Source organism: Amycolatopsis arida (assembly GCF_900115565.1).
Taxonomy (GTDB): Bacteria; Actinomycetota; Actinomycetes; order Mycobacteriales; family Pseudonocardiaceae; genus Yuhushiella; species Yuhushiella arida.
The window spans coordinates 529923-549549 of the sequence record NZ_FOWW01000001.1; the positions used below are offsets into that span (position 1 = coordinate 529923).

Here is a 19627-nt window from a genome sequence, read left to right on the forward strand (position 1 = left end):
TACGCTACAAACGTAGCGAGCTACAGATGTAGCGCGCCGGAGGGAGTGACATGACCGAGACGCAGGTCCCGGACACGGCCGGCCCGCATCGCGCGGTTCCGCGGTTTCGGGAGCGCACGGTGCGGTACTTCCCCGGCGAGCTGTTGTCAGCCCTGCACCGCCGGTTCGGGCCGGTGGTCAAGGTGGGGGCCGGCCGGAGCGGCTTCACCTACCTGCTGGGCCCCGAGGCCAACAAGTTCGTCTTCGCCAACTCCGATCTTTTCCGGTGGCGGGACGCCTTCGAGTGGCTCGTCCCGGTCGACGGGCCGACGTCGATTCTGCTCAGCGACGGCGACGAGCACCGGCGCCGGCGCCGGCTGGTGCAGCCGACGATGCACCACCGGCAGATCGCCGGCTATCTCGACACGATGACGGACAACGCGGACCAGGCCATCGACTCGTGGCGGCCGGGTCAGGTGGTGGACGTCTACGCGGCACTCCGTACCGCGATCCGCCGCAGCACGCTGCAGGCGTTGTTCGGCCCGCGGCTGGCCGGCGACGCGCGGTTCTTCGGCGACCACGTGCAGGTCCTGCTCGACCTGTGCGACGGGCTACCGCAGACCGTGACGTGGAAACGGCGCCTCCGCACACCCGAGTGGCGCCGGGCGATGGTCGCCCGCGCGCGGATCGACGAGCGGATCCACACCGAGATCGCGCACCTTCGCGAGGCGGGCGGCGGCCCCGGGGGCCCCGGCGGCTATGTCCTGACGTCGCTGGTCCACGGGCGCGACGAGAACGGCGCGGCGCTGAGTGACCTCGAGATCCGCGACCAGGCGGTCACCCTGATCGTCGCCGGCTACGAGACCACCAGCGCCGCGATGGCCTGGGCGATCTACTCACTGCTGAGCACCCCGGGGGTGTGGGAGCGGGCCCAGCACGAGGTGCGGGAGGTGCTGGGGCACCGGCCGCCCGCCGCGGAGGATCTGAAACACCTCGGCTATCTGAACGGCGTCGTACAGGAGACACTGCGGCTGTACCCCACGGTCATGGTGGTCGGCCGCAAAGCGGCACGGGACTTCGAGTTCGGCGGGCGGCGGGTTCGCGAGGGCAGCATGCTGGCCATCAGCCCGTACGTGACGCACCGGCTGCCCGAGGTGTGGCCGGACCCGCTGCGGTTCCGCCCGGAGCGCTGGAACCCCGCCGACCCCGGCTACCGTAAGCCGGCGCTGCACGAGTACCTGCCGTTCGGCGCGGGACCGCACCGCTGCATCGGCGCGACGATGGCGGTCACCGAGCTCACCGTCATGCTCGCCAGGCTGCTGGCCAGGACGTCGCTTCGGCTGCCGGCCCAACGGATCCGCCCGTCCAGCATGATCTCCATGCGCCCGCACCACGGTCTGCGGGTCGAGGTCGTCGCGCGGACTCCGGCGTAACGACGTGGCACCGGCAGCGCACGCCGACGGGCGGAGCCGCAAGGAACGGGCCGCGGACGCGGCGATCGAGGTGATCGCAGCCGACGGACTGCGCGGACTCACCCATCGGGCGGTCGACGCGAGGGCGGGACTGCCGCCGGGCAGCACCAGCAGCTGCTTCCGGACTCGCCTCGCCCTGCTCGCGGGCGTGCTGGATCGCCTGGTCGAACTCGACGAAGCCGTGGTGGCGGCGGTTCCCGACGCGGGCTGGAGCACGGACACTCCCGACCAGCGGGCCGCCATCGTGGACATGCTGACCGATCTACTCGTCCACTGGCTGGGTCCGGCACGGTCGCGCACCCTCGCCCGGATGGAGCTCTACCTGGACGCGACCCGGCGCGCGGAGCTGTTGCCAGAGCTGGAAGCGGCCAACCGGCGGTTCATCGATCGCGCGGCCGAAGGCATTCGGCGGACCGGGGTGACCAACTCCGACCAGATGGCCCGATTGTTGATCGCCCACATGGACGGGCTGCTCTACGACGCGCTGACCCGCCCGTACCTCGGCGGATACGACCGGGCGGCGCTGCGCGAGGCGATCGACACCCTCGTGCGGGGTATCACGTCCCCGTCGACCTGACCGCGAGATCTACGTTCGGGACCGCGAGTTCCACGCTCAGTATCGCGAGTCCCGCGTTCGGGTGCAGGCACCCCACGATCGGGCGCACGAACCGTACGGAGCGGGATTGCCATGCCGGAAAGGGGCCCTGCTGACCAGGTGACTTCGCCGCGTCCTGGCCCGGTTTCGTCGCCGGACCGCCGTAGGTTGGGTCCATTCCCGACCGTGAAGGAGGAGTCATGCCGGCGATCGCCCCGACCGTCCGCGCCCGCGAGCTGGGCGAGGAGTTGCGCCGAGCCCGGGAGGCCGCCGGGTTCCTGGCCTCGGACCTGGCGGACATGCTGGACTGGTCGCCGAGCAAGATCTCCCGGATGGAGAGCGGCCGGCGCGGCGTGTCCGTGATCGACGTGGCGATCTACCTGACCACGTGCGGCGTGGTCGGCAAGGAGCTGGACCGCCTACTCGACCTCGCCGCCGAGCAGGACGACGGCTACTGGCTGCGCCCGCACGGCGAACAACTGCCGGAACAGCTGCGGTCGCTGGTGGTGCAGGAGAACCAGGCCACCACGATCACCGACTTCGAGCTGGCTCGAATCCCGGGACTGCTGCAGACCGAGGACTACGCCCGCGCGCTGCTGACCGAAGTCGGCATGGTGCCGAAGAACGGGATCGAGCCGAGAGTGAACGCTCGGCTTGCGCGACAGTCCTTGCTGCGCCGGTACAACCCACCGCACGCCAAGTTCCTGATCCACGAGAACGCCGCCCGGCTGATGGTCGGTGGCCGAGATGTCATGCAGCGGCAGGTGCGGCACCTGATGACGATGGCGGCCCGGCCACGTTGCTCTGTCCGAGTGATACCCGCCTTGGTGGGACCGCACGCCGGCCTGAATGGACCGTTCCGCCTACTGGAGTTCACCGAGCACAACCCGGCCGTCTACCTGGAGAACCAGACTTCGAGTCTGTTCCTGGAAAAACCCCAGGACATCGTCACGTACCGCAAGGTGCTGGGCAAGCTCACGGACGTTGCCCTCGATGAGGGACAATCGCTGCTGTGGCTTGCCGAGCTGGCAAGCGAGTACGACGACTCGGAGGACGGGCCGGATGACGGTGAACCACGGGGGCCTGACCTGGCGTAAGAGCAAGCACAGCGGCGATGAGGGTAACTGCGTCGAAATAGCCTGGCACAAGAGCACCCGCAGCGGCAATGTCGGCAACTGTGTGGAGGTTGCCCACACGGCGACGACCGCGTTCGTCCGCGACTCGAAGGACCCTGACCTTGGCCACCTCGACGTCCGCCCCGCCGCCTGGTCGGCCTTCCTCGCCACCCTGCGGTCAACTCGGTAACTCGGCCGACAATCGCGCTCGGCCCGCTCGGCGGACGCCTCCCCGAAAAGCTCCACCTCGTGAGGTGACCACCGAGTTCGAGCCGGGTGGGTGGTTCCGTGGCGACCACCCACGCAGGACGACCCGTGGGTAGGAATCACCTACCCGGAACGGTTTTTGGACTCAACCACCTACGGGCACACCCGCAACCACGCACCACCTCGACGCGGATGGCGGAGCGGGTGGCGCGGACGGCAAACACGCCCGGGGACGCAGAACACGTGTGCACAGAACGCGGACACAGCGCCCCGAACGTCGAACTCGCGGTCCCGAACGTAGATCTCACAGGTTCCTCCCAGACTTCTATGGGGGTTTTGACGGGTTCGCGTGGTCCACTGGAAGCAGGCCGGCCGTCGGGGGGTCGGCCATCCCGAGGAGGTCGGCCGTGCAGACCACACCGCACCTGAACACGCCCAGGTTCACCCGTTCGGACGCCGCCAGTAGCCGCGGCCCGCGGGAGATCAACGCCGACGCGGTGGCCACCGCCACCGATCCGGCCACCGGCCGCGCCGCCTTCGTCGTGGCCGACGGCATCGGCGACCACCTGCTCGCCGCCAGGGCCGCGCGGCTGGCCGCGCACACCGCCGCGACCGCGGCCGTCCAGCACGGCCCGGCCGGCGGGCTGCTGGACGCCCAACGCGCCCTCCGCGCCGAGTTCGACCAGAAGCAGGCCGACTGCGTGCTGGTGGTGGCCGTGCTGCCGCCGGCAGGCGGCCAGGAGGAGACGATCGACATCGCCTGGGTGGGTGACTGCCGCGCCTACCGGTGGAACGGGAGCGTGCTGCACCAGATCACCGTCGACCACAGCCTGGCCGAGTTCTGGCGGGCCCGTGGCGTGCCGACCGCGCCCCGCGCCGAGCACGTCGTGATCGACTCCGTCCGCACCGCGAGCCCGCTGGACCTCGGCCACGCCAGGATCGGCGCGGGTCCCGGCCGACTGCTGCTCTGCACCGACGGCGTGCACAAGCCGCTGGACCTGCTCCACCTCCGCGCGCTGCTCACCGGCGACCGGTCCACCCGCGACACCGCCGCCGCGGTCGTCGGCACCGCCCACGAGCTCGGCGGCACGGACAACGCCACGGCGGTCGTCATCGACCGGCTCTGGCCCTGACCCGTCCAGGACGAAACGTCGACATCCGTCGCACAGGGATGACGTGGGCCCCCGCGACCATCGCAGCTCGGGCATCTCCGGCACCACCGGGGTGAACACGAAAGGCCCGGTGCCGGACGAACCGGCACCGGGCCTTCGCGCGTCACCCGACTACTCGACGATCTCGCCCTTCTCGGCCTTGTCCACGAGGGACCGCGGCGGGGTGAAGTGATCGCCGTAGCGCTCGGCGAGCTCACGGGCCCGAGCGACGAAGCCCTTCAGGCCGCCCTCGTACTGGTTGATGTACTGGATGACACCACCGGTCCACGCCGGGAACCCGATGCCGAAGATCGAGCCGATGTTGGCGTCGGGCACCGAGTTCAGCACGCCCTCGTCGAAGCACTTCACCGTCTCCAGCGCCTCGGCGAAGAGCATCCGCTCCTGCAGGTCGCGGAACGGCACGGTGCCGGAACCTGAATTGAACGCCTCGCGCAGCCCCGGCCACAGGCCGACCCGCTTGCCCTCGGCGTCGTAGTCGTAGAACCCGGCGCCGGACGAGCGGCCCTTGCGGTCGAACTCGTCGATCATCCGGTCGATGACGGCCTCGGCCGGGTGCTCCTGCCAGGTGCCGCCCGCGGCCTCCACCGCCGCCCGGGACTCCTGCCGGATCTTGCGCGGCAGGGTCAGCGTCAGCTCGTCCATCAGCTGCAGCGGCGGCGCCGGGTACCCGGCCTGCAGCCCGGCCTGCTCGATGCTGGCCGGCTCCACGCCCTCGCCCAGCGCGGCGATCGCCTCGTTGATGAACGTGCCGATCACCCGGCTGGTGAAGAAGCCGCGGCTGTCGTTGACCACGATCGGCGTCTTCTTGATCTGCAGGGTGAAGTCGAACACCTTCGCCAGCGTGGCGTCGGAGGTCTTCTCCCCGCGGATGATCTCCACCAGCGGCATCTTGTCCACCGGCGAGAAGAAGTGGATGCCGATGAAGTCCTCCTGCCGCTGCACGCCCTCGGCGAGCGTGGTGATCGGCAGCGTGGAGGTGTTCGAGCCGAGCACCGCGTCCGGGTTCACGACGCGCTCGATCTCCTGGAACACCTTGTGCTTGAGCTCGGTGCTCTCGAACACGGCCTCGATCACGAAGTCGACGCCCTTGAAGTCCTCGGCCTTGTCGGTCGGGGTGATCCGGGCCAGCAGCGCGTCGGACTTCTCCTTCGTGGTCTTGCCCCGGGAGAGCGCCTTCTCCTCGAGCTTGACCGCGTAGCCCTTGCCCTTCTCGGCGTTCTCCAGCGAGACGTCCTTGAGCACGACCTCGATCCCGGCCTTGGCGGCGACGTAGGCGATGCCCGCGCCCATCATCCCCGCGCCGAGCACGCCGACCTTCTTGGCCGTGTACTTGTCGTAACCGTCCGGCCGGCTGCCCCCGGAGTTGATGTGCTGCAGGTCGAAGAAGAACGCCTTGGTCATGTTCTTCGCGACCTGCCCGACGGCCAGGCTCACGAAGTAGCGCGTCTCGATCTGCGTGGCGGTGTCGATGTCGACCTGCGAGCCCTCCACCGCGGCGGCCAGGATGGCCCGCGGCGCCGGCATCGGCGCGCCCTTGGTCTGCTTGCGCAGGTTGGCCGGGAACGCCGGCAGGTTCGCCGCGAACTTCGGGTTCGACGGGCTGCCGCCGGGGATCTTGTAGCCCTTGACGTCCCAGGGCTGCACGCCGCCCTCGGGGTTGGCCTTGATCCACTCCTTCGCCTTGGGCAGCAGCTCGTCGACGGAGTCGACGACCTCGTGCACCAGGCCCAGCTCCAGCGCCTTGCGCGGCCGGTGCCGCTGGCCCTGCACGAGCACGTTCAGCACCGCGCTCTGGATGCCGAGCAGCCGCACGGTCCGCGCCACGCCGCCGCCACCGGGCAGCAGGCCGAGGGTGACCTCCGGCAGGCCGATCTGGCTGCCCTTGACGTCGGCCGCGATGCGGTGGTGGGTGGCCAGCGCGATCTCCAGACCGCCGCCGAGCGCGGCGCCGTTGATCGCGGCCACCACCGGCTTGCCGAGCGTCTCCAGCCGGCGCAGCTGGGCCTTGAGCTCGTTGGTGCTCTCGGTGAGCTGGGCGGCGTGCTCCGGCTTCGCCTGGATCAGCTCGTTGAGGTCACCGCCGGCGAAGAAGGTCTTCTTCGCGCTGGTGAGCACCACGCCGGTGATCGAGTCCTTCTCGGCCTCCAGCCGGTCCACGACCACGCCGAGCGACTCGCGGAAGTCGGCGTTCATGGTGTTGGCGGACTGCTTCGGGTCGTCGAGGGTCAGTACGACGATCCCGTCGGAGTCCTTCTCCCACTTGATGGTCTTCGCGTCAGCCATGTCCGCCCCTTCAGACCCGCTCGATGATGGTGGCGAGGCCCATGCCGCCGCCGATGCACAGGGTGACCAGCGCGCGCCGGGCCTGCCGGCGCTCCAGCTCGTCCACCATGGTTCCGAGGATCATCGCGCCGGTGGCGCCCAGCGGGTGCCCCATCGCGATCGCGCCACCGTTGACGTTGACCTTCTCGTCCGGCAGCTTCAGGTCCTTCATCCACTTCAGCACGACCGCGGCGAAGGCTTCGTTCAGCTCGAACAGGTCGATGTCGTCGACGGTCAGCCCGGCCTTGTCCAGCACCTTCCGGGTGGCCGGGGTCGGACCGGTGAGCATGATCGTCGGGTCGGCGCCGGTGACCGCGGTGGCGACCACCCTGGCGCGCGGAGTCAGGCCGAAGTCCTTGCCCGCCTGCTCGTCGCCGACCAGCACCAGCGCGGCGCCGTCGACGATCCCCGAGGAGTTGCCCGGGGTGTGCACGTGGTCGATCTTCTCGACCCAGTGGTACTTCTGCTGCGCCACCGCGTCGAAACCGCCGAAGTCGCCGATCCCGGCGAACGACGGGTTGAGCTTGCCGAGCGACTCCACGGTGGAGTCGGGGCGGCGGTGCTCGTCGTGGTCGAGCACGGTCACGCCGTTGATGTCCTTGACCGGTACCACGGACTTCGCGAAGTAGCCGCCGGACCAGGCCGCCTCGGCGCGCTGCTGCGAGCGCACCGCGTAGGCGTCGACGTCCTCCCGCGAGAAGCCCTCGATCGTGGCGATCAGGTCGGCGCCGATGCCCTGCGGCACGAAGTAGCTGTCGTAGTTGGTGGCCGGGTCGAGGAACATGGCGCCACCGTCGGAGCCCATCGGCACCCGCGACATCGACTCCACGCCACCGCCGAGCACCAGCCGGTCCCAGCCGGCGCGGACCTTCTGCGCGGCCTGGTTGACCGCCTCCAGTCCGGAGGCGCAGAACCGGTTGAGCTGCACGCCGGCCACGGTGTCCGGCAGGCCGGCGGCGACCGCGGCGGCGCGGGCGATGTCCGCGCCCTGGTCACCGACCGGGGACACGACGCCGAGGACGATGTCGTCGATCGCGGCGGGGTCCAGGTTCGGGTGCCGCGCCTTGAGCTCGTCGATCAGGCCGACGACCAGGTCGATCGGCTTGATCCCGTGCAAAGAGCCCTTCTTGCCCTTGCCCCGAGGCGTGCGGATCGCCTCGTAGATGTACGCCTCGTTGCTCACGCCATGAGTCCTTCCTGGTGGTGTCGCAAACGGCCGGCTCGTGCTAATTGCAATTAACATAGCTCACGGCTTCCCCAGGCTGTCAACGCCTTGCGACCCACACGACAGGGGCTAAAGTGGGCTCACCTATGGACACCGTTGACCCCGTTGGGACCGCTGCGCCCCTCACCCGCGGCCGCCGGCCGCGCGACCGCAAGCGCCAGCTCGCCGCCGTCGCCGCGGAGCTGTTCCGCGCCCGCGGCTACCACGCGGTGGGGATCAACGAGATCGCCGCGGCGGCCGGCGTCACCGGTCCCGCGGTCTACCGGCACTTCAGCGACAAGCGGTCGATCCTCGCCCACGTGCTGCTCGCCGGGATCGAGGACATGGAGCAGGCCACCGCGCAGGCGCTGGACGGCGACGGCGTGCCCACGCCGGGACAGGTGGAGCGGCTGCTCGGCACGCTGGCCCGCAAGTCGGTCGAGCGGCGGGAGGCCGCGGCGCTGTGGCGGTGGGAGGGCCGGCACCTGGCCGAGGACGCCCGGCGGGAGATCCGCCGCCGGTCCGGCGCGGTGATCGCCGCGTGGGCCGGTGTGCTGCGCCGGGTGCGGCCGGAGCTGTCCGAGGCCGACGCCGAGCTGCTGTGCTGGGCCGGGATGAGCGTGTTCGGCAGCGTGTCGGTGCACCGCACCAGCGTCGCCAAGAAGCGGTTCTGCGACCTGCTGGTCCGGCTGGGCCTGCGGGTGCTGCACGTGCGGCTGCCCGAGCCGAACGGCGAGCCGGCGCCACCGGGGCCGGGCCTGGCCGCGCCGTCCCGGCGGGAGCAGGTGCTGGCCGCCGCCACCGAGTTGTTCCACCGGCGCGGCTTCCACGCGGTGAGCATGGAGGACATCGGCGCCGCCGCGGGGATCGCCGGGCCGAGCGTGTACCGGCACTTTCCCAGCAAGACGAGCCTGCTGACGGCGATCTGCCAGCGCGCGGCCGAGCGGCTGGCGTTGGGGGCGGAGGAGGCGCTGCGGACCAGCGCGCCGCCCGACGAGCGGGAGGCGCTGCGCCGGCTGACCCGCTCGTACGTGCGCACGCTCACCGACACGGCCGAGCTGTCGGTGGCGTTCTCCGGGCGGGCCACCGCCGTGGTCGACGAGCGGGACCGGACCGAGCTGATCCGGGTGCAGCGGGACTACGTCGCCCAGTGGGTGCGACTGCTGTCGGCCGTGCACCCCGCACTGGACGCGCGCGAGGCCAAGATCACCGTGCACGCGGCGCTGACCATCGCCAACGACCTCACCCGCACCAGGCGGGTACGCACCCGGCCGCGACTGCCCGACGAGCTGGTGACCCTGATGACCGCGGTTCTCGATATCGATTAGCCCAAAGCCGCGCGGGGAGATCGCGAACGTGCCAAGGTACGAACACTCGCGACCCCTGGAGCGCCCATGCCGCCACGCCTGACCGCGGTCACCCAAGGACACCGGGTGACCACGCTCGAGCTCTTCTTCGACCTCGTGTTCGTCTACGCCATCACGCAGACCGTCCAGCTGATGTCGGACCGGCTCGACCTGCTCGGCCTCGGCCAGGGCGTGATGGTGGTGGCCGTGCTGTGGTGGAGCTGGTGCAGCTACGCGTGGCTGGGCACCACGGTCCGGGCCGACGAGGGGCTGGCCCGGTTCGCGATGCTCGGCGCGATGGCCGTGATGTTCCTGGTGGCGCTCGCCATCCCGGAGGCGTTCGGCGACTTCCCCGGCGGCCTGCACGCGCCGCTGCTGTTCGCGTCCTGCTACCTGCTGGTGCGGGTGCTGCACCTGGCCGCCTACCTCGGCGCCGCCCGCGAGGACGCCGCGCTGCGGTCGGTGGTGCTGCGCAGCACGGCGCCAGGACTGTGCGGCGCGCTGATCCTGGCCGGTGCCGCGTTCACCACCGGTGGGGTACAGCTCGCGCTGTGGGTGGTGGCGCTGCTGATCGACTACGTCGGCGTGCGGGCCGCCGGCGCGCGGGGCTGGCAGGTGCCGGCGCCCGCGCACTTCGCGGAGCGGTTCGGGCTGATCGTCATCGTCGCGCTCGGCGAGTCGATCGTGGCGATCGGCGTGGGCATCGGCACGCTGCCGATCTCCTGGCCGGTGGTGCTCACCGCGGTGTGCGGCCTGGTGCTCGCGGCGAGCATGTGGTGGGTGTACTTCGATGTCGTGGCCAAGCTGGCCGAGCGGCGGCTGGCCGCCGCGACCGGCCTGGAGCGGGTGAGGCTGGCCACCGACTCCTACACCTACCTGCACCTGCCGCTGATCACCGGCATCGTGCTGGTCGCGCTGGGAATGAAGAAGGCGCTGCTGTACGTGGCCGACCGGGACCACCACGGCCCCGCCGAGGCGCTGCACGGGCTGCCCCTGTGGGCGCTCGCCGGTGGCCTCGCGCTGTACCTGGTGACGCTGAGCGCGCTGCGCCGGCGCAACCAGGGCACGTGGAACGTCCAGCGGCTGGTGGTGGCCGGGCTGCTGCTCGCCGGCGCACCGCTGCTCGAGCTGGTCCCGGCCGCGGTGCTCGTGGTGGTGGTCACGGGGGTCATGGTCGGCTTGATCAGCTTCGAGCGGGTGCGGTTCGGCGAGCGGCGACGGACAATGCTCACCGCCGGGCAGTAACGAAGGCGTTGACCCGATCGGGTGGATATTCTGCTAACCTACTCACGAGTAGGTAAGCGGAGCCGGGATCCGGCTGATGGGAGACGCGCCGATGGTTGCCCCACAGAGGAAACGTGACGCCATGGGCCTGGGCCTCGCCGCGCTGACGAAGCTGGCGGGCAGCAAGGTGATCGACCGCGTGGGGCTGCGCGAGCCCGTGCAGAACCTGGTCACCGCGGGCACCCGCACCGGCTTCCGGGCGGCCGGCGCGGCGAGCCGGTCGTTCCGGGCGGCGCGGCGGCTGGGCCAGCCGGTGCGCCTGGCGCCGACCGAGGACACCGGGCTGTTCGACCTCACCCCCACCGAGGACCAGCAGCTCATCGTGGAGACGGTCGCCGAGTTCGCCGCCGAGCAGCTCCGGCCGGCCGCGGCGGATGCCGACGCCAAGCTGCAGGCGCCCGAGGGGCTGCTCAGCCGGGCCGCCGAGCTCGGGGTGAGCCTGGTCGGTATTCCCGAGGAGCTGGGCGGCGTCGGCACCGAGCGGTCGGTGGTCACCGGAGCACTGGTGGCCGAGGCACTCGCGCACGGCGACCTCGGGCTGGCGGTGGCCGTGCTGGCGCCGTCGGCGGTGAGCACCGCGCTGGTGCAGTGGGGTGACGCCGAGCAGCAGGCGACGTACCTGCCGGCGTTCGTCGGGGAGAACGTGCCGGCCGCCGCGCTGGCGCTGCAGGAGCGGGTGCCGATGTTCGACCCGTTCAAGCCCAGCACGCGGGCGCGGCGGACGCCGAAGGGCTACCAGCTGGACGGGGTGAAGTCGCTGGTGCCGAGGGCCGCGCAGGCCGAGCTGTTCGTGGTGTCGGCCGACCTCGAGGGACGCGGGCCGGCGCTGTTCATCGTGGAGTCGGGCAACCCTGGCGTGACCGTCGAGACCGAGCCGGCGATGGGGCTGCGCGCGGCGGGCACCGGCAAGCTCCACCTGGAGAAGGTGGCGCTGCCGGCCGGCGCGCTGCTCGGCGGCGGCAGCGCGGAGGTGTTCGCCGAGGTGGTGCGGCTGTCCCGGCTGGGCTGGGCGGCGCTGGCGACGGGCACCGCGAAGGCCGTGCTCGACTACGTGGTGCCCTACGTCAACGAGCGGGAGGCGTTCGGCGAGCCGATCAGCCACCGGCAGGCGGTGGCGTTCGGCGTGGCCGACATCGCGATCGAGCTGGAGGGGCTGCGGCTGGTGACGCTGCGCGCGGCGGCCAGGGCCGAGCGGGGCCGGCCGTACGCCCGCGAGGTGGCGCTGGCCCGGCGGCTGGCGACCGAGAAGGGCATGCGGATCGGCAACGCGGGCGTGCAGCTGCTCGGCGGGCACGGGTACATCAAGGAGCACCCGGTGGAGCGGTGGTACCGCGACCTGCGTGCGGTGGGCGTGATGGAAGGCGCCGTCCTCCTCTGACTTTCCTCGAAAGGCTTTCTCATGATCAACCTGGAGACTCCCAAGAAGGCCACCGCACTGGTCAACCAGGCACGGCAGGCCGCGGCCGAGGTGTTCCGGCCCATCTCGCGCAAGTACGACCGGGCCGAGCACACCTACCCGGTGGAGCTGGACATGCTCGCCGCGCTGCTGGACGGGCTGAACTCGTCCGGCGAGGGCGGCGCGGGCGCGGCCGGGGTGCGGCGCTCCGATGGCGACGGTGACGGCGGCGGCAACCGCAACGGGGCCAACCTGCTCACGGTGCTGGGCACGATCGAGATGTGCTGGGGCGACGTGGCGCTGCTGCTGTCGATGCCGCGGCAGGGGCTGGGCAACGCGGCGATCGCGTCGGTGGCCAACGACGAGCAGCTCGCCCGGTTCGGCAACGTGTGGGCGGCGATGGCGATCACCGAGCCGGGCTGCGGGTCGGACTCGGCGGCCATCACCACGACCGCGCGGCTGGACGGCGACCACTACGTGCTCAACGGCGAGAAGATCTTCGTGACGGCCGGGCAGCGGGCCGACGCCGTGGTGGTGTGGGCGACGCTGGACAGGAGCAAGGGCCGCGCGGCGATCAAGTCGTTCGTGGTGGAGAAGGGCACGCCCGGGTTCGAGGTCGTGCGGGTGGAGCACAAGCTCGGGATCCGGGCGTCGGACACCGCGGTGCTGCGGTTCGACAACTGCCGGGTGCCGAAGGAGAACCTGCTCGGCTCGCCGGAGATCGACACCAAAAAGGGCTTCGCCGGGGTCATGCAGACCTTCGACAACACGCGGCCGCTGGTGGCCGCGATGGCCGTCGGTTTGGCCCGCGCGGCGCTGGAGGAGACGGCGCGGATCCTGGCCGAGGCGGGCATCGAGGTGGACTACGACCGGCCGGCGCACGGCCAGCACGCCGCGGCCGCCGAGTACCTCCGACTGGAGGCCGACTTCGAGGCGGCGTACCTGCTGACCCTGGAGTCGGCGTGGATGGCGGACAACCGCGAGCCGAACTCGCTGCAGGCGTCGATGGCCAAGGCCAAGGCGGGACGGTCGGTCGTGGACATCACGCTGGGCTGCGTCGAGCTCGCCGGCGCGGTGGGCTACACCGAGGAGTCGCTGCTGGAGAAGTGGAGCCGGGACGCGAAGATCCTGGACATCTTCGAGGGCACGCAACAGATCCAGCAGCTCATCGTGGCCCGGCGGCTGCTCGGCAAGACCTCGGCGGAGCTGAGGTAGCCGAGGTCAGGGGTTGACGCCGCGGTGATCCTGGCCGTCACCCGCGTGCTGGTGGCGCGGGTGGATCGAGGCGACCGCCGCCGCCCCGAGCGGTAGCGCGGGAAACACGAAGTACCCTGCGCCGCGGCGACGTGCGTGGAGCGGGCATTCGCCCTGGCCGAATCCGTCGGAGTCCTGCGCCATGATGGCGCGGTCGATGTCGGTGGCCGAGTGGGGGTGGCGATGCGAACCGTGCTGCGTGGCGAGGGGTGGGTGCACTACGGGCAGATCTACGTCGAGAGCGGGGCGGACCACCCGGATCCGCACGCATGCTTCCGGGGGCAGGAGAACGGGCTGTGCGGCGCGGCGATGCCGGGAACGTTGTTCCTGATCACCGGCCTGCACACCGGGCATGTGGGGTTCGCGGTGGAGGTGCACGACGGACCACCGCCGGTGGACGAGGCCTGGGAGGAGGTCGTCGAGGCGTCGTTCCGACCGGTGGGGCCGGCCTCGCTGGTCACCTGGGGCGGGGAGCAGAGCTGGCCGCTCGGCCTGGAGCCGACCGACCACCGGGTTCGGTACTGCGGCACGCGCATGGACGAGGGCCGTGCACAGGACACCCGCACGATCGACGAGCCGGAGGTCGACCGGTATCTCCTCCAGTTCTGGCCGGCTCCTCCGGCACCGGATCGCGTGGTCGTGGTGACCAGCGGGACGGCCCACTACTGGCACGGCGTCCCGCGCACGCTGCCGCCACCACCGAGCCCGGAGGAGAGGGCCGCGGCCGAGCGGCGGGCCCACGAGGAGCGGCGGCGCGAAGTCGAACGTGCCCGGCGGGAGGCCGAGGAACGCGCGTGGGGCGGACGGCTGCCCAGTGCGCGGCTTCGCGAGCTGCGGGGCAACGCACTGGCCGTGGCCCGGATGGACCGGCCGCTCGTCGACGCCCTCGCCGAGGCGAACGCGGCCACCCAGCGGAAGGTCGCCCACTGGGTGACCCGGCGGGCCTGTACGGAAGCCCGGCTCACCGAGGTGCCGTGGATCGCCGCCGCCCTCGCGGCGATGGACCGGGGCGAGTCCCTGCCACCACCGTTCCACGACGAGCGGCGCGTCTGGGACCGGTTGCTCTCCGACCCGGCCGTCCCGCAGACCCTGGTGACCTCACCGGACGGCACCACGGACAACTGTCTCCAACAGGCGATGGCCTTCCCGGTGTTGTTCTCCGCGCACGAGCCGGACCCGCTGCGCGCCGCGGTGGACACGCTCTGGTCCGCGGTGGTCGCCTTCGGTCATGGGCGGCACCCCATCCTGTTCGCCGAGGTCCGGGAGGTGTTCCCGGACCTCGGAACACCGACGATGAGCACAGGGCGCGCCTTCAGTCCGGCAGCTCCAACAGGACCTTGCCGGTCACCCCCGCCTCGACCGCCGCGTGAGCCTCGGCCACGCGATCCAGCGGGAACCGCTGCTCGGGCAGCGCGGTCAACGCGTCAGCCCGCAACGCCGCGGTGATGTCCGCCGCGGCGCGGTCCAGCGCGTCGAGCGGCGCCCGGTAGAGGATCAGGAACCGGATCGTCGCGTCGAGGTACATCCAGGGCCGCACCGGGAGCTCGGCGACGGCACCGAGCGCGGAGTAGCACACGACCGTTCCGCCCGGCGCGAGCACGTCCTGGTCCAGTGCGGCGTTCGCCGGGAGGTTCACCTCGATCACCCGGTCCACCCCGTTCGGCGCGATCGACCGCACCTGCGCGGCGGCGTCCGGATCGCGGTAGTTCACCACGAGATCGGCCCCCGCCGCCTTCGCCGACCGCGCCTTGTCCGAAGTAGACACAGTCGCGACGACGACGGCGCCGGCCCGGCGGGCGAGCTCGATGGCGAAGTGCCCGACCGACCCGGCACCACCGGAGACCAGCACGGTGGCCCCCTCGATCGGGCCGTCGCCGAACAGCGCCCGGTGTGCGGTCATCGCCGGAATGCCCAGGCTCGCGGCCAACCCGGCGTCCACCCCGGCGGGCAGCGGCACGGCCTGCCGGGCCGGAACGGTCACCCACTCCGCGGCGGTGCCGTTCGGCCGCCCCGCGGCCGCCAGGTACACCCACACCCGCTGCCCGACCCGGTCACGGTCGACACCGTCGCCGACCGCGTCGATCACCCCCGCACCGTCGTGATGCGGCGTCACCACGTCGAACGGCATCCGCCTGCCCGCGCCCCCGGCTCGCGCCAGCACGTCGGTCGGGTTCACCCCGGAAATCCGCACCCGGACCCGGACCTCACCGGGTGCCGGCCGTGGCTCGTCCAACTCCTCGACCCGCAACACCTCGTCCGCCGGCCCCAGCCGGCGATAGGTCACCGCTCGCATGTCCCTCACCTTCTGCTCGGGACCATGCTTGCGCCCCCACCGCCGGCATGGGAAGTTACGTCTGACAACCGGAACCGAAAGCTGGGCTTAATGCTGGACCCGCGCCGACTTCGCACCTTCACCACCGTGGCGGCCGCGGGCTCCCTCGCCCGCGCCGCCGAGCAGCTCGCCTTCACCCCGCCGGCGGTGTCCCAGCAGATCGCCGCGCTCGAACGTGACCTCGGAACCACCCTCCTGGAACGCACCTCGCGCGGTGTGCGGCTGACCGAGGCCGGGCGGGCCCTGCTCGCCCTCGCCACCGACGTGCTGGCCCGCCTCGACGTGGCCGAGGCGACCATCAAGAACCTCGCTCGCGAGTATCTCGGCCCGCTGCGCGTGGCGGCCTTCACCAGCGCCGGGCGGACGCTGCTCCCCCGGGCGTTCACCACCCTGCGCGCACGGCACCCGCGGCTGCGGCTCTCGCTCACCGAGGTCGAGCCCCCGGACGCGCTCGACCTGCTCACCGCCGGCGACGTGGACATCGCGGTCGGCTTCAGCTACGACGGCGCGCCACAACCGGCGGTGCCGGCGGTGCGGGTGGCACGAATCGCGCGGGACCCGCTGCGTGTCGTGGTCCCGCCCGACCACCCACTCGCCGGCCGGAACTCCGTGGCACTGACGGAACTGGCCGACGAGCCATGGATCGTCGGGCAGCCGGGGGCCGTGTGCACCATGGCGACGCTGCACGCCTGCCACGGCGCCGGGTTCGAGCCACGGGTGCGGCTGAACCTCGGCGACTTCGCCACGGTGTGCGGCATGGTCGGCGCCGGGTTCGGCGTCGCGCTCGTTCCCGAGCTGGCGCTGCCGGCGCGCCCGCCCGAGGTCCGCGTGCTCCCGATCGCGGACGACCCACTCGCCCGGCACCTCTGGGTGGCGCACCGGCCGGCGCCGGAGCGCGAGCACGCCTCGCTGGTCACCGACGCGATCGCACACCTCGCGGCGGCGGCCGGGACCACCGCGCCCCGCTGACCGGCGTTGTCACTCGCGGGGCGGGAGCTGCTGGATCGCCCACTTGTTGCCGTCGGGGTCGGCGAAGAAGACGAACCTCCCCCACGGGTACTCCTGCACGTCGCTGACCTCGACGCCCCGGTCGCGCAGCTCGGCACGGGCGGCGTCGGCGTCCGACACGACCAGCTGCAACCCCTGCACCGACCCGGGCGCGGCGTCGGTGACCCCCCTGCCGATGGCGATCGAGCACGCCGACCCGGGTGGGGTGAGCTGAACGAACCGGATCTCCTCGCTGACGGTGTGGTCGTGGTCGACGACGAAGCCGACCTGCTCGGCGTAGAACTTCTTCGCCCGGTCGACGTCGGTGACGGGCACCGCGACCAGCTCCAGCTTCAGGTCCATGGCGTGTCCTTTCCGGAGATTCCCCACACGGCCCCTCGTCGGAGGCCTCGGAAAGGAACGCTAGCGGGCACCCCCGACAGTTTCGGGCCGCGCGGGCAAGGGGTCAGTGGCCGGGACGGCGGCGGCGCTCGTCCTCGTCCCGCTCGCGCGGCGACCTGGGGCGGTAGTCCTCGGCGTCCCACGCCACCGGCTGCGTGCCCATCGCACCCCGGCCGCGGCGCTCGAGCCACCCCGGCATGAGGATCCTCCGCGTGCCACCACGCCGCGCGTCCCGCCGGTCGACGATCGCCGCCACCACGAGCAGCAGCACGAGAACCCCCACCACCCAGATCCACCACGCCATCTCACCGCGCTCCCGTCATCTCGTCCCACCCACGTCGAAACCCACAAACCTACCGGGTCGGGGCGCGCAGGGCGCCGTCCAGGTCGGCGGGGGCCTCCGGGTGGTCGGCCCACCAACCGGCGTGGTCCGGATTCCGGCCGATCACCGACGCGCAGGCCGCGGCGGCGCACCGGTACACCTCCCCCGCCCGACCGGCCAGCACCCCGTCCACGCGCACCGCGAGAACCAGCGGCGCCACCAGCGGCCCGGCCAGTGGGCGCAGCACCACGTCGGCGGTCGCGGGGGCGGTCGGGGCGGCGAAGCACACGGCGCCCCGCTCGACCAGCGACCACGCGGCCGCGCCGTCGTCGACCCGGTGCGTGCGTCGCGGCACGAAACCGGCCGCCGCGCATACCGCCCGCCGCGGCGGGCGCAGCCCGTTCCGCTCGTCGAGCGGCACCACCCAGTCGCGGTCGGCGAGCTCGCGCAGCTCGACCTCCGCGCGCCTGGCCAGCGGGTCGTGCGCGGCGAGGGCCACGAACTGCGGTTCGTCGACCAGCGGGAACACTTCCACGTCCGGAAGGGACGTTTCCGTTCCGCGCTCCAGCACGGCCACCTGCACCCGCCCGGCGGCGAGCTCGTCCCACAGCCGCGCCGACGACACCACCGTCCTGGTCCGCACGCCACCCACTGGCAGGCACCCGCGCAGCCGGGCCGCCAGCCGGCCGACGAACGAGGCCGGCACCGCGCCGACCACCACCGGCTCCCGCTCCTCCGCGCGCGCCTGGTCGCGGGCGAGGTCGACCAGCTGCTCCACGTCGTCGAGCACGGTCCGCGCCGTGCCCACCACGTGCCGACCCAGCGCGGTGAGCGTGCTCCCCGTCGAGCTGCGCTCGAACAACGTGCCGCCCATGATCGTCTCGAGGCACCGGAGCTGCGCGCTGAGCGCCGGCTGGGTCAACCCCAGCCGCGCGGCTGCCCTGGTCAGGCTGCCCGTCTCGGCGATGGCGCAGACCGTGCGCAGGTGTCGCAGTTCCAACTCCGCCATAACCCGAGTTGATACCCCGCGCTCGCGAGGGCCGACCAGCGCCAAAAGTTGGTGATCCCGACAAATCCCCCGCCCCGCCCGGCCCACCGCGAGTGCTCCCCTACCGCGCGGGCTTCGCCCACCGTCGCGCTGCGGGGCCTTGGTGGTACGGCTGGGGGCGGGTCAGCGGGCGAACCGCTCGTCGAGGAACCGGTCGATGTAGGTCCAGGTCGTGGCGCGGGCGCGGCGACCGGTGAGCACGCCGAGATGTCCACCCGGCGCCACCTCGAAGCGCACCGAAGGGGCGTTCTCCAGCAGCCCCACCAGGCGCTCCACGGCCGGGCGCGGCGCGATCCCGTCCCCCTCGCCGGCGATCACCAGCGCCGGCACCTTCACCCCGGACAGCGCGATGATCCGCCCGCCGAGGTCCACGGTGCCCTCGGCGAGGTCGTTCGCCCGGAAGAACCGGTGGTAGAGCTGACCGAACGTGCGCCCGGGGTAGGCGACCATGTTGTCCATGAAGTGGTCGACCGCCTCGATCTGGGCGAGGAAGTCACGGTCGTCCAGGTTCTTCAGGATCGCCAGCGGCTTGGTGATCTCCTTGTCGATCCCGGTCGCTCGGAACACCCGGCTCACCACGTAGGACGGTGCTCCGCCGAGCAGCCGGTAGAACGGCGTCAGCAGGTAGCCGCCGGTGATGTCGACCAGCGGCCGGAACGGCGCGACCAGCGGGATCGCGGTGAAGTCCACCGGCGAGGCGACCGTGACGATCGACTCTACCGGCAGGTCCGACTGGTCGGCGGTGGTGAGCAGGGAGAAGATCCCGCCGAGGCACCACGCGACCAGGTGCACGCCCTGCCCGCCCGCGTCCTCGCTCGCCCTGCGGATCGCCCGGGGCAGCACCTCGTCGATCCAGTGCTCGACGCCGAGCCGCCGGTCGGAGAACGCCACGTTGCCGTAGTCGACCAGGTAGGTTCGCCGGCCGCCGTCCACCAGGTGCTCGGCGAGGCTGCACCCGCGGCGCAGGTCGAAGCACAGCGCCGGCGCGGCCAGCGGGGGCACCAGCAACACGGGCGGTCCCGACGATGGCGCCTCGCCCGGCGCCATCCGGTACACCGAGCGGTTGGGGCCCTGGTCGATCAGCACGCGGGGCATGGGCCGCAGGTCGGCGACGCCTCCACCGAGCACCTTGGCCACCACGTTCGACGCCGCGGCGGCCAGCCGTGCCGGTGGCGAGCCCATCGCCGCCC

At 72.0% G+C, this 19627-nt stretch carries 17 protein-coding genes; 10 read left to right on the plus strand and 7 right to left on the minus strand.

Annotated elements, in window-relative coordinates; translation table 11 throughout:
* The first annotated feature begins 50 nt into the window (after window positions 1-50).
* The 5 genes from BM051_RS02535 to BM051_RS02555 all read left to right on the plus strand — a co-directional run bounded on the left by BM051_RS02535 (window position 51) and on the right by BM051_RS02555 (window position 4501).
* Entirely contained in the window at window positions 51-1412 is a 1362-nt protein-coding gene (locus BM051_RS02535; RefSeq protein WP_092527287.1) for a cytochrome P450, read from the plus strand.
* 4 nt (window positions 1413-1416) lie between these two features.
* Window positions 1417-2028, plus strand: coding sequence for a TetR/AcrR family transcriptional regulator (locus BM051_RS02540; RefSeq protein ID WP_092527290.1), 612 nt, complete (start codon window positions 1417-1419; stop codon window positions 2026-2028).
* Window positions 2029-2246: 218 nt separating this feature from the next.
* Window positions 2247-3143, plus strand: coding sequence for a helix-turn-helix domain-containing protein (locus tag BM051_RS02545; protein WP_092527292.1), 897 nt, complete (start codon window positions 2247-2249; stop codon window positions 3141-3143).
* Complete coding sequence (locus BM051_RS02550; protein WP_092527293.1) at window positions 3109-3351, plus strand: DUF397 domain-containing protein; 243 nt, start codon at window positions 3109-3111, stop codon at window positions 3349-3351. The genes BM051_RS02545 and BM051_RS02550 overlap by 35 nt, the downstream gene beginning before the upstream one ends.
* Window positions 3352-3775: 424 nt before the next feature.
* Window positions 3776-4501: a PP2C family protein-serine/threonine phosphatase gene (locus BM051_RS02555; RefSeq protein ID WP_243859511.1), complete on the plus strand. Its 726-nt coding sequence runs from the start codon at window positions 3776-3778 to the stop codon at window positions 4499-4501.
* Window positions 4502-4651: 150 nt separating this feature from the next.
* Here BM051_RS02555 and BM051_RS02560 read toward each other — a convergent pair whose 3' ends face one another.
* Both BM051_RS02560 and BM051_RS02565 read right to left on the minus strand, forming a co-directional pair.
* Window positions 4652-6823 (minus strand): 3-hydroxyacyl-CoA dehydrogenase NAD-binding domain-containing protein, encoded by a 2172-nt coding sequence (locus BM051_RS02560; protein ID WP_092527296.1) that lies wholly within the window; start codon window positions 6821-6823, stop codon window positions 4652-4654.
* Window positions 6824-6833: 10 nt separating this feature from the next.
* Window positions 6834-8045, minus strand: coding sequence for an acetyl-CoA C-acetyltransferase (locus tag BM051_RS02565; protein WP_092527297.1), 1212 nt, complete (start codon window positions 8043-8045; stop codon window positions 6834-6836).
* A gap of 128 nt (window positions 8046-8173) precedes the next feature.
* On the opposite strand from BM051_RS02565, the gene BM051_RS02570 reads away from it, so the two are divergent.
* The 4 genes from BM051_RS02570 (at window position 8174) to BM051_RS02585 (ending at window position 13307) form a co-directional block, all read left to right on the plus strand.
* The gene (locus tag BM051_RS02570) at window positions 8174-9394 is read left to right on the plus strand and encodes a TetR/AcrR family transcriptional regulator (protein ID WP_092527299.1); all 1221 of its coding nucleotides are present in this window, start codon (window positions 8174-8176) and stop codon (window positions 9392-9394) included.
* A gap of 66 nt (window positions 9395-9460) precedes the next feature.
* Window positions 9461-10657: a low temperature requirement protein A gene (locus BM051_RS02575; RefSeq protein ID WP_092527302.1), complete on the plus strand. Its 1197-nt coding sequence runs from the start codon at window positions 9461-9463 to the stop codon at window positions 10655-10657.
* Window positions 10658-10778: 121 nt separating this feature from the next.
* Complete coding sequence (locus BM051_RS02580) at window positions 10779-12074, plus strand: acyl-CoA dehydrogenase family protein (RefSeq protein WP_092527305.1); 1296 nt, start codon at window positions 10779-10781, stop codon at window positions 12072-12074.
* A 21-nt stretch (window positions 12075-12095) separates the two neighbouring features.
* A complete protein-coding gene (locus BM051_RS02585; protein WP_092527308.1) occupies window positions 12096-13307 on the plus strand; it encodes an acyl-CoA dehydrogenase family protein in 1212 nt (403 codons plus the stop codon).
* A gap of 1351 nt (window positions 13308-14658) precedes the next feature.
* Here the strand turns inward: BM051_RS02585 and BM051_RS02600 are convergent.
* The gene (locus tag BM051_RS02600) at window positions 14659-15639 is read right to left on the minus strand and encodes an NADPH:quinone reductase (RefSeq protein ID WP_092527314.1); all 981 of its coding nucleotides are present in this window, start codon (window positions 15637-15639) and stop codon (window positions 14659-14661) included.
* Window positions 15640-15729: 90 nt separating this feature from the next.
* Here BM051_RS02600 and BM051_RS02605 point away from each other — a divergent pair, with 90 nt between their 5' ends.
* Window positions 15730-16647, plus strand: coding sequence for a LysR family transcriptional regulator (locus BM051_RS02605; protein WP_166677700.1), 918 nt, complete (start codon window positions 15730-15732; stop codon window positions 16645-16647).
* A gap of 9 nt (window positions 16648-16656) precedes the next feature.
* On the opposite strand, the gene BM051_RS02610 is transcribed toward BM051_RS02605, so the two are convergent.
* The 4 genes from BM051_RS02610 to BM051_RS02625 form a co-directional block, all read right to left on the minus strand.
* Complete coding sequence (locus BM051_RS02610; protein WP_092527320.1) at window positions 16657-17028, minus strand: glyoxalase superfamily protein; 372 nt, start codon at window positions 17026-17028, stop codon at window positions 16657-16659.
* A gap of 103 nt (window positions 17029-17131) precedes the next feature.
* On the minus strand, window positions 17132-17371 hold the full coding sequence (locus BM051_RS02615) for a hypothetical protein (RefSeq protein WP_092527322.1): 240 nt from the start codon (window positions 17369-17371) through the stop codon (window positions 17132-17134).
* A gap of 49 nt (window positions 17372-17420) precedes the next feature.
* Window positions 17421-18398 carry a LysR family transcriptional regulator gene (locus BM051_RS02620; RefSeq protein WP_092527325.1) on the minus strand — a complete coding sequence of 326 codons (978 nt, stop codon included), beginning with the start codon at window positions 18396-18398 and terminating at the stop codon, window positions 17421-17423.
* A 162-nt stretch (window positions 18399-18560) separates the two neighbouring features.
* Window positions 18561-19619, minus strand: coding sequence for an alpha/beta fold hydrolase (locus BM051_RS02625; RefSeq protein ID WP_092527328.1), 1059 nt, complete (start codon window positions 19617-19619; stop codon window positions 18561-18563).
* Window positions 19620-19627 lie beyond the last annotated feature (8 nt).

What these genes read in the sequence shown, in the direction of transcription:
- BM051_RS02535 (WP_092527287.1), top strand. Translation starts at nt 51, where the DNA reads ATGACCGAGACGCAGGTCCCGGACACGGCCGGCCCGCATCGCGCGGTT.
- BM051_RS02545 (WP_092527292.1), top strand. Translation starts at nt 2,247, where the DNA reads ATGCCGGCGATCGCCCCGACCGTCCGCGCCCGCGAGCTGGGCGAGGAG.
- BM051_RS02550 (WP_092527293.1), top strand. Translation starts at nt 3,109, where the DNA reads ATGACGGTGAACCACGGGGGCCTGACCTGGCGTAAGAGCAAGCACAGC.
- BM051_RS02560 (WP_092527296.1), bottom strand. Translation starts at nt 6,823, where the DNA reads ATGGCTGACGCGAAGACCATCAAGTGGGAGAAGGACTCCGACGGGATC.
- BM051_RS02570 (WP_092527299.1), top strand. Translation starts at nt 8,174, where the DNA reads ATGGACACCGTTGACCCCGTTGGGACCGCTGCGCCCCTCACCCGCGGC.
- BM051_RS02575 (WP_092527302.1), top strand. Translation starts at nt 9,461, where the DNA reads ATGCCGCCACGCCTGACCGCGGTCACCCAAGGACACCGGGTGACCACG.
- BM051_RS02580 (WP_092527305.1), top strand. Translation starts at nt 10,779, where the DNA reads ATGGGCCTGGGCCTCGCCGCGCTGACGAAGCTGGCGGGCAGCAAGGTG.
- BM051_RS02585 (WP_092527308.1), top strand. Translation starts at nt 12,096, where the DNA reads ATGATCAACCTGGAGACTCCCAAGAAGGCCACCGCACTGGTCAACCAG.
- BM051_RS02600 (WP_092527314.1), bottom strand. Translation starts at nt 15,639, where the DNA reads ATGCGAGCGGTGACCTATCGCCGGCTGGGGCCGGCGGACGAGGTGTTG.
- BM051_RS02605 (WP_166677700.1), top strand. Translation starts at nt 15,730, where the DNA reads ATGCTGGACCCGCGCCGACTTCGCACCTTCACCACCGTGGCGGCCGCG.
- BM051_RS02610 (WP_092527320.1), bottom strand. Translation starts at nt 17,028, where the DNA reads ATGGACCTGAAGCTGGAGCTGGTCGCGGTGCCCGTCACCGACGTCGAC.
- BM051_RS02615 (WP_092527322.1), bottom strand. Translation starts at nt 17,371, where the DNA reads ATGGCGTGGTGGATCTGGGTGGTGGGGGTTCTCGTGCTGCTGCTCGTG.
- BM051_RS02620 (WP_092527325.1), bottom strand. Translation starts at nt 18,398, where the DNA reads ATGGCGGAGTTGGAACTGCGACACCTGCGCACGGTCTGCGCCATCGCC.
- BM051_RS02625 (WP_092527328.1), bottom strand. Translation starts at nt 19,619, where the DNA reads ATGGGCTCGCCACCGGCACGGCTGGCCGCCGCGGCGTCGAACGTGGTG.